This window comes from Nocardia abscessus NBRC 100374 (genome assembly GCF_000308455.1).
GTDB lineage: Bacteria > Actinomycetota > Actinomycetes > Mycobacteriales > Mycobacteriaceae > Nocardia > Nocardia abscessus.
On record NZ_BAFP01000247.1, the window covers coordinates 1 to 12,397 of the forward strand.

Consider the following 12,397-nt stretch of genomic DNA (forward strand, 5'->3'; position numbering starts at 1 on the left):
TTAGGTTTCATCGCGCCGGTGCGGAATGTTTCGGCGATACAGCTGCTCCGCTGTCGTGACGAGAGGTCGTCGATGTCGACACAATCGTTGGGGAGCCACGATCGGTTCTCGAGACACAGTGCGGGTGTGCTGCGATTCCTCAGATTCGGCACGCTGACCACCGCGCTCGTTGTCGCAGCCGCGGCCCCGAGCGCGACGGCGCAGCCCGTCGGCCTGGAACGTACCGAGACCGCGGTGGTTTCCTCCTCGCCTATCACGTCCTTGACGGAAAGCGTTGTGAGCGTGCGTATTCCGTTGCCGGATCCGGTCGGACCACATCCGGCCGCCTGTGACCGGCTGTCGTATCTGCGCTACCGGAATGTCGCGGGCCCGGCGAGCTCGGCGGACGCGGACGCCGTTCTGGTGGCGCAACCGGGGATTTTCGAAGGGGCGGGCGCCTTCGACAGCGTCGCCCGCAATACCGTGGCCGAGGCGGCGAAACAAGGCAGGCACCTCGAATTCTGGGCGTTGGACCGTCGCTCCAACTGCCTGGAAGACCATCTCGGCACGCAAGCCGGTCTGGCCTCGGGCGACGTGCGCCTCGCCGTCGACTACTACTACCGCGGCGCCGATGTCGAGGGCCGCCGATTCGGCGGCGTGGTGCCGAACGACCAGCTCGGGTGGCTCGGTCATATCGGTGTCGCGCAGACGGTTCAGGACCAGTACGACCTGCTCACCGCCGAATTACCGGATCCGCAGGTGCGGAAGCGAAAAGTGCTGTGCGGTGGCCATTCCCTGGGCGGAGTCATCACCGGATTTTTCGCCGAATGGGATTTCGGCGGCGCCGCGGGGGCCGACCAGTGCGCGGGCTATTTCGCCCTCGACTCCGCGATCGACACCTCACTGTCCGCGCTCAACGGCATCCCCGACCTCATCGACCTGTCCGTCGGCGGCATCGCCTCGGCCGGGATCGAGGCCGCGCTCGAGGGAGGTGCGATTCCACGCGTGCTGGCGCTGCCCGCGGTCATCAACCCTGAGACGATGAACCTCCTCGGGATCGCGGGGCTGGCCGCCTATCTCGCGCCGGACGCCGAATCCGAACTGGCACAAGATGTTCCGAGCAGCATCAATCAGGAAGCCACTTACCGGGTCTTGGTGTCGCGGGATGCGGCTGCCGCCGCGACCGGCTCGCCGTCGGTGCGTGATTTCCGGATCACCAACGCCGCCGCCCTCGGGGCGTTTCTGGACGCCAACTCCCAGCCGCTGGCGCTGCTGCAAGCCGGATTCGGCTTCTTCGACGGCGGGACTGTTGTGGACAAGGACTTCCCGGTCCCCGGCGATGTCGCCGCGGTTCCGGCGCTGCGCGGGCTCACCGGTATGTTGTTCGGTCCGGACCGCAAAGCGATCCCGGATCAGCCGCACGGCCCGCTCTACACCTGGCGCAATTACAACGAAACAACCGCGGCCACAACGGCTTCCGACCGAAACGGCGATCCGTTCACCGACCCGACATACGAGGTCACTGATATCGCGGACCTCTCGCGCAGCCTGGCAACGCAACCGCTGGACTTCACCGAATGGTATTTCCCGGCGAAACTCGCGTTCGACGTCTTCCAGTCACAGGCGCCCGAACTCGCTCGTCACCGCGCCCACCCCGGCGGCATACACGCCAATCCGACCATCAACCTGATCGGCGGCGCCGGAGTCGTCGTCGCGGCCGGGTGGCGTGGCCACGGCGAGACCGTGACAGCCCCCGGCTATCACCATATCGACGTGCTCACCGCCGCGGCGAAACAAAGCGGCGGACAACCGGAAATCATCTCCACCAATCTGGCCCGCTTCGCCCTCGCACGCATCGACCGTCCCTGACCTACGCCCCCGACCCGGGCGGGTCGATCACGGCCTCATCAGTTGGGCCAGGCGGTCCCACGCTGGGGACGAGGCGCCGGGCTGGGACTGCGCGGCCAGCCGGGCGATGGCCGGGTTTGCGACCGGGCGGGTTTCGGATCGGCTGTGGTGATCGGCGAACCAGGTCCGTGTTCGGTCCGCGAGCGCAAGGAGGCGGGGGTCCTCCGGTGACCAGTCGTAGGCGGCGTCGTGGGCGAGATAGAGGGCGCGGAACTCGGGATCGGCCATGAGTTCGCGTTTTTCGGCGATCCACACGGCGGCGTCCTCGGGTGAGGCCGTCTGCATGAGGATCCAGCCGTCACGTTCCAGGCGGATATGGCGCTCGCTGATGCCGAGTTCACGCAGATCGTCGAGGTAGGCGGCGGCTTCCGGGGAGACGAAGAGCCGGTCGCCGCCGCGCAGCTGAGCGAGTTGCCCGCGGGTTCGCCGCAACTGCGTTATGCGGTCACGGAGGTCGCGGTCGATCTCGGCGATGGCTGCGGTGAGCGCGTCCGGATCGGCGTCGAGGAGGTCCCTGATGCGGGCCAGCGGCACGCCCGCCTCGGCCAGCGTCCTGATCTTGACGAGGTCGACGGCATCGCGGGCGGTGTAGCGCCGGTAGCCGGACGAGTCGCGATCGGGCTCGGCGAGCAGACCGCGCTCGTGATAATGGCGGATGGCTTTGATCGTCACTCCGGCGTAGTCCGCGAGCTTGCCGATCGTGATCATGCCGAACATCCTTCTACTCGCCGGTCCGGTCATCGGGAACGGTCAGGCCCGCCGGGTCAAGCGGCCGCCGCCGTTGCGGAAGCGCGCCCGGCCACCGCGGACGTCATGGTAGGAGACCAGCAGCAGTCGCAGGTATCCGTCGAACGTCTCGAGTGGGTATCCGGCGGGCGCGAAGAGGCCGGGCCGGATCGGCACGTAGCGCTGCGGCGGGGCGGAGGTCGCGCCACCCGCGAACGACGTGAAGATGCGCTCCTGCGATTCGTCCGCCGGTTCGTAGGTCACCCGCTCCTCGAGCTGACCGTCGACGACGCTCACGTCGATGCGCAGCTGATCGGAACGATAGGTGCCCACATACGGCGTGAGATCGACCTCCTGTGCCGATGCGGTCACCAGAGGAGGGATCCGGACGCCGAGGTGCTCGCGCAGCAGCCATTGCAGAATCTGGTCCTGCAGCATGATGGCGTCCGGGGTGTTGCCGAAGGCGGTGAAGACCAGGTCGTGTTCGGGCACGACGCACAGGATCGAGACGCCGCCGGGCGAGGCGCCCGACATGGCCAGGACCGTCGTGTCGCCGAACGGGTAGCGCACCCAGCCCAGGCCCATCGGCGGGACGTTCGGGGTTGCCATGTCGTAGGACACCTGCTGCATCAGCGCGGTCGACTCGGCCGACAGGACGCGTGTGCCGGAGCGGGACACACCGCCTGCGAGGTGGGTGCGGCCGAAGGCGAGCAGGTCGGCGACGGTGCCGATCGGCGTGCCGCCTGCCGGCCCCCAGGTGTCGGGCAGCGTGAACATGCCGGTGGGCTCGGCCGCCATGGTGTCCGGGTTCAGGAAGTGCCCGACAGCGGTGCTGCGCAGGATGGCCTGCTCTGCGGAGGTGCTGGAGTGCGTCATGCCGACGGGGGCGTAGACGTCGCGTTCGAGCAGTTCGGGGAAGGGCAGGCCGGTCACGACTTCCAGCAGGCGGCCGGCGACGATCATGCCGCCATTGGAGTAGCTGAGCTGCTCGCCGGGTTCGAAAAGAGTGCCGCCGCTTTCGGCCAGCCCCTCGACGTAGGTCTTCAGAGCGTCGCGACCTGCGGCGTCGGGGAAGAACAGGTCCGCGTCGATGCCGTTGGTGTGCGAGATCAGGTGCCGGACCAGGATCTTGTCCGCCGCCCCCGGCACGGTGAGCGCGAATTCGGGCAGATACCGCACCACCGGCGTGTCGAGGTCGAGGAGTCCGCGCTCGACCTGCTGGAGGACCAGCGTGGTGGTCAGGACCTTGGTCACGGAGCCCAAGAGGAACCCGGTGTCTTCGAGCATCGGTGCACCGGTGGCGACGTTCGCCGTGCCGTGCGCGAGGGCGATCTGCTCGCCCGCGTGGTCGACACCGACGACGAACCCGGGGACATTGCCGGCCTCGCAGTAGGCGGCGACCAGCTCGCGGATCCGCGCTTCCACCGTGTGCATTGTGTTGTCGTTGTTCATGCGGACCATCGTCGAACCCTGCCCCTGGGGCAAGGTCAAGCCCGAGTTCACGGCATCTTCACCCGGGGGTGGCCGCCCACCGGGAGGATGACACGGTGCGGCGATTGAGTGCGGTGAGTGCGGTGGTGGGGCTTGTGGCGGTCGGCGCCCTGACGGCCGGAGCGAACCCGGTGTCGGCCGGTGGTCCGGCCGCGTTCGATCTGCAAGCCCATCGAGGTGGGCTGGGATTGGTCGCGGAGAATACGCTGCCCGCCTTCGCGAACGCGTTGGAACTCGGGGTGAGCACCCTGGAGTTGGACGTGCAGATCACTGCCGACGGATACGCGGTGGTCACCCACGATCGAGATCCGAGTCCGGCGAAGTGCGTCGACACGGCGCCCGCCGTTCCCGGCGACCCGAAGTTTCCCTACGTGCCGGCGACCACCTACATCCGCGATCTGACTCTGGCCCAGGTACAGACGATCGATTGCGGCTCCGTGCCATCGGCGGATCGCCCCGACCAGCGGAGGGCGCCGGGAGCGCGAATGCCTCTGCTGGCCGACGTGTTCGACCTGGTGCGGACCTATCGCGCCGATCAGGTGATGCTGAATATCGAGACCAAGGTCGAGGCCGCCGCCCCGGAACAGACCGCACCGCGCGAACAGTTCGTGGACGTCCTGGTCGCGGAGATCCGCCAGGCCGGAATCGGGCGCCAGGTCACCGTGCAGAGTTTCGACTTCGGCACGCTGATGCGTATCCGGGAAGTGGCGCCCGAACTCCCGATCATCGCCTTGACCGACGGCCAGCCGAAATTGCAAGCCGGAGCACCCGGTGGATCGCCGTGGCTGGGCGGCATGGACATCGACGATTTCCCCGGATCGTTGCAAGAGAAGTACGTCGCCGCCGCCGCGTCCATCGGCGCCGTCGCGGTCTCGCCGGTACACGGCAATCCCCAGAACGGCGCCGTCACCGACCCCGGCTACCAGCCTTTCACCACCACCGACCTCGTTCGTACCGCACACCGCAACGGCATGCGTGTGGTGCCATGGACGGTCGACGACCGCCCCACCATGGCCGCGCTACTCGACATCGGCGTGGACGGCCTGATCACCAACCGGCCGGACGTGCTGCGCGCCCTGTTGGCCGAGCGTGGCTACCAGCTGCCACCGCAGTATCACCGTCCCTGAGGCACAATCGCGTGGCTAGAGCCTCGTCAGCAGTTCGTCGGCCACAGCTGCCGAGGAAGCCGGATTCTGGCCGGTGATCAGCGTGCGGTCCACCACCACGTTCGAGGTCCACGGATCGGCCTCCCGGAAGTCCGCGCCGATCGCGACGAGCCGATCCTGGAGCAGCCATTTGGCCTTGTCCGCGAATCCCGCCTGGGTCTCCTCGGCGTTGGTGAAGCCGGTCAAGGTGTAGCCGGCGAACGTATTGGCTCCGTCGCCCTCGGTGGCGGCGAGCAGAGCGGCGGGCGCGTGGCACACCACCGCCAACGGCTTGCCCGAGGCCAGGACGGTGGTGAGCAGCCGACCGGAGTCGGCGTCGACCGCCAGATCTTCCATCGGGCCGTGCCCACCGGGATAGAACACCGCGGCGTAGTCGGCCAGGTCCACCTTCGCCAAGGCGACGGGGTTGTTCAGCTCGGCGCTCGTGGCGATCACCTGCGCGCGATGGTCGGCGGTCTCCTGGCCGCCGTTGGCCTCGGGCGCGAGGCTGCCCTTGTCCACACTCGGAACGACACCGCCGGGAGTGGCCACCACGATCTCGTGACCCGCGCCTTTCAGTTTCTCGAAGGGCACCACGAATTCCTCGGCCCAGAAGCCGGTCGGGTGCTCGGTCCCGTCGGCCAAGGTCCAGTGGTCGGCGCCGGTCATCACGAAAAGGATCTTCGACATGTCAGTTGTCTCCCTCGTCCGGAACCTGGTCGGTCAGGTTCGATCATCGAGTCCTGCCGTGCTGGCCCGAGCGCTGTCGCCCGTGGACGACCTGGCCATCTCGCGCCGGAATCATCAGCGACGACACTGTCGACGCTAGACCTCCTGTTCCGTGACCGATGGGCGATTCCGGCTTCGATCGTGCGCCGGTAAATCGTTGCCCCGGCCACTACCGCGGGACGGCCCAGGCCGATCGCAGAGTTTTGAGGTGCTTGCCACACGACGCCGGACCTCCGCTCTGACCAGGGCCACGGCCGGGCCATACTGGACGGGTGACTGAAATGGGACAACGCGAGCAGGAGACTGCAAGCGAGATGCTCGGCGGTTGCCCCGACATCGGCAGCTTTCGCTTCTGGTTCTCCGACCAGCGGTGGGAATGGTCGGACGACGCCGCCGCGATCCATGGCTACGCGCCGGGAGAAGCCGAGCCGTCCACCGAACTCTTGCAGCGCCACCAGCACCCCGACGACCGCCAACGGGTCGCCGGGGTGCTGGCCGAGGCCGTCGAGACCGCGACGCCGTTCTGCACCCGCCACCGGATCATCGACACCGGTGGCGAGACGCACGACGTGATCGTCATCGGTGACCGATTGTTCGACGAGCAGGGCACCGTGGTGGGCTCCTCGGGTTACTTCATCGACGTCACCGAGACGCTCGAGGGCAACCTCCAGGAAGCCCTCGACGACCTGCTGCCCGACGTGATCGACGCCCGCGCGGTGATCGAACAGGCCAAGGGTGTCGTGATGTTCGTCTACGGCGTCAGCGCCGACCACGCCTTCCGGGTGCTGCGCTGGCGCTCCCAGGAGACCAACGTCAAGATCCGCACCCTGGCCGAGCAGCTCGTCGCCGACGTCGTCGCGATGGGCGGTGCACTCGTCCAGCAACGCACCCGCTTCGACCATCTCCTGCTGACCGTCCATCACCGGGTCGCACCGCCGGAACCCGTCGCGGACTAGAAACCAGGTCCGACCGGACCGGCCGCCGCCTCCGCCGAACGGATCATTCCCTTGGTGCGCATGAGGAATTCGCCGAGGTAGCTGTCGTGCGGGACCCCTGGGCGCAGCCACGTGGTCGGATTGTCGCCCAGGTAGAGGTTGGTGATCGTCGGCTCGTCCAACAGCGCGTCGATGAGGTCGCGCCGCCGGGTCATCGCGGTGAGAACCAGTGAATCGCGCAGCGGGGCGACGCCGTCGGCGGGTGACCAAGGGCCTACCCACACGCAGGGGAACGCGAGCTCCACGCCGAGCTGCGGCGCGGTGGGGCTGCCGACGAGGTGCACCGCGGGACGCAGCACCGCCGCGCCGGGCGACACCTCGTCCACGATGGTGTCCCCGCCGAGCAGCGGGCGCGCCTCCCCCGCCACCCGATGCAGATAGCGGTCCATCGCCGCCGCGGATTCGGTGGGCTGGACGGTGAGGATCGCGTCCGGGTGCTCGGGCGGCAAACTGGGGATGGCGCCCAGCTCCGCGGCCAGTGCCAGCGCCAGCGGTTCCGGATCGCCCTCGACCAGCACCGCGGTGGTGCAGGTGCACGCCGTGCCGCCCAGATGACTCACCGACTCGGCGATCAGCGCGACCTTCTCCCGCCAATCCACGTCCGAGGTCACCAGGATCTTCGAGCGTCCCGGCCCTTGGGTGAGCACCCGCGCGCTGCCGCCGTATTTGTCGACCACCTCCTGTCCGCCGTACACGATCGCGAAATCCGATTCCGCGACCAGCACGTCGGCGGCCTCGTAATCGGTCGGCAGCAAGGTAACCAGTTCCGGCGGCAAGCCCGCCATGCGCAGAGCGCTGACCAGACGAAAAGCGGTGTACGGCTCCCGCGTCGACGGCCGCACCGCCACCTTGTAGCCGAGGGCCAGCGCCTCGGGCCACAAGCCGTGCACCGCGGGGGTGTTCCCGGCCGCGTGCACGGCGAACAGGTCACCCTTGCGCGTCCAGACGGCACAGCCCCCGAGTGTGCGCCGATCCTGCCAATCCGCCACCGCGCCCTTCGGCATCGCCAACTCGAGGGTGGCGCGCTGCTCACGCAGCACATCGGCCACCCATCGCACCGATTGGCGCACGACGGCCAGCGGCACACCTGATGCGACGCAGACAAGCTGCGCGTATTCGTCGGGTCCGAGCCCACCGATCTCGGCTTCGGCGAACAGGTCGGCCGCCCGCTCGAGCACCGCGAAACGCTCGGCGGCGGGCAGTACGGGCGCCTTGCGCATGGCCGTGAGCGCCCGCCGCACGTAGAGCGGCGGCACCTGGGAGATCTCGCCGATCACAGCGCCGGACAACGTCGTCAGCGGCTTGCGGTCGCGGGCGCGATAGCTGCCCTGCGGGCCCAGGGCGTCGATGTGCACGAACTCGCCCATCAGTACACCCCCTCGATCACTTCGGCGCCGCCGAAGGAGGTCATCGGTGCGACGTCGGCGACCGAGCAGCCGAAACCGCCCTTCGACGCCTCGACCTTCATAGCCAGGTCCCGTTCCGGATTGTTCGGCAGCAGAGCGTATTTCGTGAGGTGATGCATCACGACCTGCCCGCGCTCGCCGTAACCGACATCGTCGCCGGTCTCCGGGTGCACCACGTCGAACGCCAGATAGGGGCTCGGCGGGTCGAAGACCGGCAGCCCGTCCGGGCGCTCCTCGTCGCGCTCGCGGGACATGCCGAGAATGGTGGTGCTGCCGTAGAGCCCTTTGAGCGGGATGCCGGGAAAGATCTCCTGCCGGAAGATGTCGCGGGTGTCGGCGTTCATGTGCGCACCGCTCCAGCAGATGAACTTGATCTTCCGGCGGATCTGCTCCACCAGGTCCTCGCGGCGCGCTATGCGTTCCAGCAGTGGCGGCGTGGTGATCAGGATGCCGACCGACTGGGTGGTGAGGATCTGCGCGACCTGGTCGACGACGTGCTCGGCGTACCGCTCGGTGTTCTCGGTGTCGCCGCGCGCGATCATCTGCTTGATCCAGCGCGGGTCGAGGTCGATGGTGAACCGCACGCCGTGCTGCCTGCGTGCCCGGCGTTCGGCGAACTCGCCGAACATGTGCGGCCCGCTCGGCGCCACGGCCAGGGTGTTCACCGTGCCCAGTCCGGCGTAGTGGTGCTCGTCCCAGCCGAGCGCGAACTCCATCCAGCGGTCGAACATGACGAAGCGCTTCGGCGCACCGGTGGTGCCGCCGCTCTCGAAGATGCCCGCGATGACGCGGTCGGCGCCCTCCAGCCCGCGCGGAATCAGATCCTCGACCGCGACAGTGCGGAACTCGTCGATGACGTTGGGAAAGCGGCGCAGATCCGCGAACGTTTTGATGTCGGCGACCGGGTCGAAATCCAGCGTCCGCGCGCGGCGCAGCCAGTACGGGCTACCCGTCTCCTCGCTGAAATGCCAGGCCAGCACGGCGCGCAGGTACTCCTCCGCGTCGATCATCGCGTAGTCGTGTGCGGCGAGGTCCAGGATTACGGGGCGCATGCGCGGCCTCCAGTGATGTGCCCCGAATCGGGGTATGCAGCTCGAACGCCGCAATCTTCTCCCGGTCCGGCCGGCGACAAACGGGGTGACGCGCAGTTCGATCCGTCGATAGGACACGGTTATGGAGCGAATTCGCCACAAGTTCTGTGTCAGATGACCGTTCTTGCACCGTCCCGGATGGTGCGGGTGGCAGCGCGGCGACCCCGGCGATCGGAAAGGAGCTGTCGCGGTGAACGGCATTCTTCCGCCGGTGTTGCCTGCTGAGCCGGTCCCCGCTCCGTTCGCCGGCCACGACCAGCGGCCCCTCACGACGCTCTATACGCCGCCGTCACCGCACCGGCCGCGCTGGAGCTGCGCCGTACGGCGGGTGGACGACCGAGGCAGGGTGATCGACACGACAGCCCTCCCGGCGCTGGGATGGCCCCCCGGTATCGAGCTCGGCTGGCGGCGCCACGGCGAGGCCGTCGCCGTGGGCCGCTTCGGCCCGCCCGAGCTGTGGATCACCGCCACCGGCAATCTCCGGCTTCCTGCCCGGTTCCGCCGCATGGTGGGAATCCGGCCCGCCGACCGGATCCTGCTGGCCGCGAACCCCGCCGAGGGCATCCTTCTGATCTTCCCTCCTGCGGCCCTCGATTCGATGATCATCCGCCAATACGGCGCTGTCACCGGCGAGGAGGCACAACGATGAGCGCGCCTGCCGCACAGACCGACATCCAAGCCGCGCTGCTTCTGCTCGACCGGCTGGGCGTGACCACCGATGACCTGCTCAGAACTCACGCTCGACGCCCGGTACCCACGTTCGCGCAGTACGTACCGCTCGTGTACGCGGCGATGCCTGCGGGGCGCACCCGCGAGGACTACCTGTCGTACTGGAAGAAGACCGTGGCGGCCTGGCCGGATCGTCGCATCGACGAGCCGACTCCCAGCGAATTCAAACAGCTGCTGGCCACCTTCCAGGCCGAACGGCGCATCCGCAGCTGCGACCGTGGCGGCCACGGCATCGGCCGACTGGCCATCACGGCATGGCGGTGTCTCTACAGCCACGCCGTGGACGACGGCCTGATCCGCCCGATCGACAACCCCGCCGCCAAGCTGGCCAAGCCCAGACCGCGGCCATCCAGTCGGCGCGCGCTGCCGACCGATCGCCTGGCCGAGATCAACCGCGTCGCTGCCCAGCACGGCGACGACCCCGAGCTCACCACCCTGATTCTGCGCTTGTGCACCGAAACGGCATGCCGCCGTGGCGGCATCCTCGCGCTACGCAGGCACGATCTCGACCCGGGCCAGTGCCTGATCCTTCTGCGTGAGAAGGGGGACAAACAGCGGTGGCAGCCCGTCTCACCGACCCTGATGCACGCACTCTTGGCCCATCACAGCTCCCGCACAGCGCGCCGCGACACCCCGAAGCCCTACGCACGCAACGGCAGACCGATCTCCGCGACAGCAGAGCAGCGACTACTTCGATACAGCAACGGCGACCCGATCGGTGCGACTCGTTTCGAGATCATGTGGCAGCAGATCGGGCAGCAGCTGCCCTGGGTCAGGCAACAGGGCATCACCTGCCACTGGCTGCGTCACACCACGCTGCGGTGGGTCGAGCGAAACTTCGGACACGCAGTCGCCAGAGCGTACGCCGGGCACGCCGACAGTCATTCCCACGGCGCCACGTCGATCTACACCCGCGCCGGCCTCGAAGAGGTCGCCCACGCTCTGTCCGTCCTGACCGACGAGCCGCACCCCCTCGCCCCTGGCCGCGCCACACCCCTCTTATCCGGGTGGAGCGCACCTTCAGCTATCCGGTCGACCGCGAATGCGCCGGACACAGCGGCAAGGACAGCGGCACAACCACCACCTGCGTCGAGCCCTATCTCCAGCACGTAGCCACCGGCCTATCGGTGCTCACCGGGCCACACCCCCGCTGATGTCCGGGCGGGCGGACAGCGCCAATCCTTGTTCCCCACGTCGACCGCATTGCAAAAGGACGTTCATGTGCACCATCGTTGTTGATCCGCCGACCGGACAGCCCGAGTTCACTGCGCGCAAGCCGCGTGCGCACGCCTTCTTCTGGACCGTGCTCGCTGCGGCAGCCGCCGTCAGCATCATCGGCAACGCAACCCAAGCCCTGCTGCACAACACCGCCCTCCCCGGTGTCGCCGCCGCGGTCGCGATCATCCCGCCCCTGGCGCTACTAGCCGCCGTGCACGGGGTCTCGGTGCTATTGCGTGCGCACGCCGGAGCCCGCGCAACCCACCTGATGGCAACCGCCATGACCGCATTGATCGCGACCGGCGCGTTCTGGCTGTCGTTCACCGCCCTCCGGTCACTGGCCGTCACCGCCGGCGTCCCGCCCAGCGAGGCATGGCTGTGGCCACTGATCATCGAAGGCTCCATGGCACAATCCACCGTCGCACTGCTCGCACTCGCACACTCCAGCACCCACCGCGACGACGGTGCGAGCCCCGCAACTCGCTCCACAACCGAGCGGCCGCGCACGACACCCGTTGCTCCACCGACCCCGGTTCAGTCGCAGGCCATTCCAGACGGCAGCTGCGTGCACACGCCATCCCCTCCTGCAGACCGAGCCGACCGCGAGTTCAAGGATTTGGCCGCGCTGCTGTGCGCACGCGATCCAGGCCGCCGCCGCGATCCCGACGTCGTCGCACAGGCACTGGCATACCACCACGCCGAGGGATGGACACCGACTCGAATCGCGCGAGAACTCAACAAGAGCCGGTCGACAATCAGCCGAATACTCAGCGATGCCGCAGCAATCAGTGATTCCAACGCGCACTTAGACGGGCCGACCGCACACCAAGACACCGATACCGGCGGCACAGCACCACAGTCGACCCCCGCAACGGACACCTCCGCTCCCGCCGTACAGCAGCTCCACGGCACCGAACGATGATCTGCCACATACCCCGTCTACGGCCGAAGCCTGGAGCAGCGACCGTGGGACTGTGGAC

General features: G+C 68.1%; 11 protein-coding genes. 6 read left to right on the forward strand and 5 right to left on the reverse strand.

Translation table 11 applies throughout. From position 1 onward, the window contains the following. Nucleotides 1–282: 282 nt before the first annotated feature. Entirely contained in the window at nt 283–1,848 is a 1,566-nt protein-coding gene (locus ON19_RS31280) for a hypothetical protein (protein WP_227954829.1), read from the forward strand. A gap of 27 nt (nt 1,849–1,875) precedes the next feature. On the opposite strand, the gene ON19_RS31285 is transcribed toward ON19_RS31280, so the two are convergent. Beyond that, nucleotides 1,876–2,595 carry a MerR family transcriptional regulator gene (locus ON19_RS31285; RefSeq protein WP_043701036.1) on the reverse strand — a complete coding sequence of 240 codons (720 nt, stop codon included), beginning with the start codon at nt 2,593–2,595 and terminating at the stop codon, nt 1,876–1,878. A gap of 42 nt (nt 2,596–2,637) precedes the next feature. Continuing rightward, a complete protein-coding gene (locus ON19_RS31290; RefSeq protein WP_218006505.1) occupies nt 2,638–4,065 on the reverse strand; it encodes a serine hydrolase domain-containing protein in 1,428 nt (475 codons plus the stop codon). A gap of 95 nt (nt 4,066–4,160) precedes the next feature. Here ON19_RS31290 and ON19_RS31295 point away from each other — a divergent pair, with 95 nt between their 5' ends. After that, on the forward strand, nt 4,161–5,231 hold the full coding sequence (locus tag ON19_RS31295) for a glycerophosphodiester phosphodiesterase family protein (RefSeq protein ID WP_043701039.1): 1,071 nt from the start codon (nt 4,161–4,163) through the stop codon (nt 5,229–5,231). Between the two features lie 15 nt (nt 5,232–5,246). Here ON19_RS31295 and ON19_RS31300 read toward each other — a convergent pair whose 3' ends face one another. Beyond that, nucleotides 5,247–5,939, reverse strand: a complete 693-nt coding sequence (locus tag ON19_RS31300) for a type 1 glutamine amidotransferase domain-containing protein (RefSeq protein WP_043701024.1) — start codon at nt 5,937–5,939, stop codon at nt 5,247–5,249. Nucleotides 5,940–6,259: 320 nt separating this feature from the next. Here ON19_RS31300 and ON19_RS31305 point away from each other — a divergent pair, with 320 nt between their 5' ends. Continuing rightward, nucleotides 6,260–6,934: an ANTAR domain-containing protein gene (locus ON19_RS31305; protein ID WP_043701026.1), complete on the forward strand. Its 675-nt coding sequence runs from the start codon at nt 6,260–6,262 to the stop codon at nt 6,932–6,934. Here the strand turns inward: ON19_RS31305 and ON19_RS31310 are convergent. Then, nucleotides 6,931–8,340: an aldehyde dehydrogenase family protein gene (locus tag ON19_RS31310; RefSeq protein ID WP_043701028.1), complete on the reverse strand. Its 1,410-nt coding sequence runs from the start codon at nt 8,338–8,340 to the stop codon at nt 6,931–6,933. The two genes, ON19_RS31305 and ON19_RS31310, sit on opposite strands and share 4 nt — an antisense overlap. Further along, nucleotides 8,340–9,431 carry an acyl-CoA synthetase family protein gene (locus tag ON19_RS31315; RefSeq protein ID WP_043701031.1) on the reverse strand — a complete coding sequence of 364 codons (1,092 nt, stop codon included), beginning with the start codon at nt 9,429–9,431 and terminating at the stop codon, nt 8,340–8,342. Before ON19_RS31315 ends, ON19_RS31310 begins: the two co-directional genes overlap by 1 nt. Before the next feature lie 229 nt (nt 9,432–9,660). On the opposite strand from ON19_RS31315, the gene ON19_RS39320 reads away from it, so the two are divergent. The 3 genes from ON19_RS39320 to ON19_RS42350 all read left to right on the forward strand — a co-directional run bounded on the left by ON19_RS39320 (nt 9,661) and on the right by ON19_RS42350 (nt 12,339). Then, complete coding sequence (locus tag ON19_RS39320; RefSeq protein ID WP_051169470.1) at nt 9,661–10,119, forward strand: hypothetical protein; 459 nt, start codon at nt 9,661–9,663, stop codon at nt 10,117–10,119. Then, nucleotides 10,116–11,312 carry a site-specific integrase gene (locus ON19_RS31325; RefSeq protein ID WP_063709512.1) on the forward strand — a complete coding sequence of 399 codons (1,197 nt, stop codon included), beginning with the start codon at nt 10,116–10,118 and terminating at the stop codon, nt 11,310–11,312. Before ON19_RS39320 ends, ON19_RS31325 begins: the two co-directional genes overlap by 4 nt. 106 nt (nt 11,313–11,418) lie before the next feature. Beyond that, a complete protein-coding gene (locus ON19_RS42350) occupies nt 11,419–12,339 on the forward strand; it encodes a DUF2637 domain-containing protein (protein WP_051169471.1) in 921 nt (306 codons plus the stop codon). The last annotated feature ends 58 nt before the right edge of the window (nt 12,340–12,397 follow it).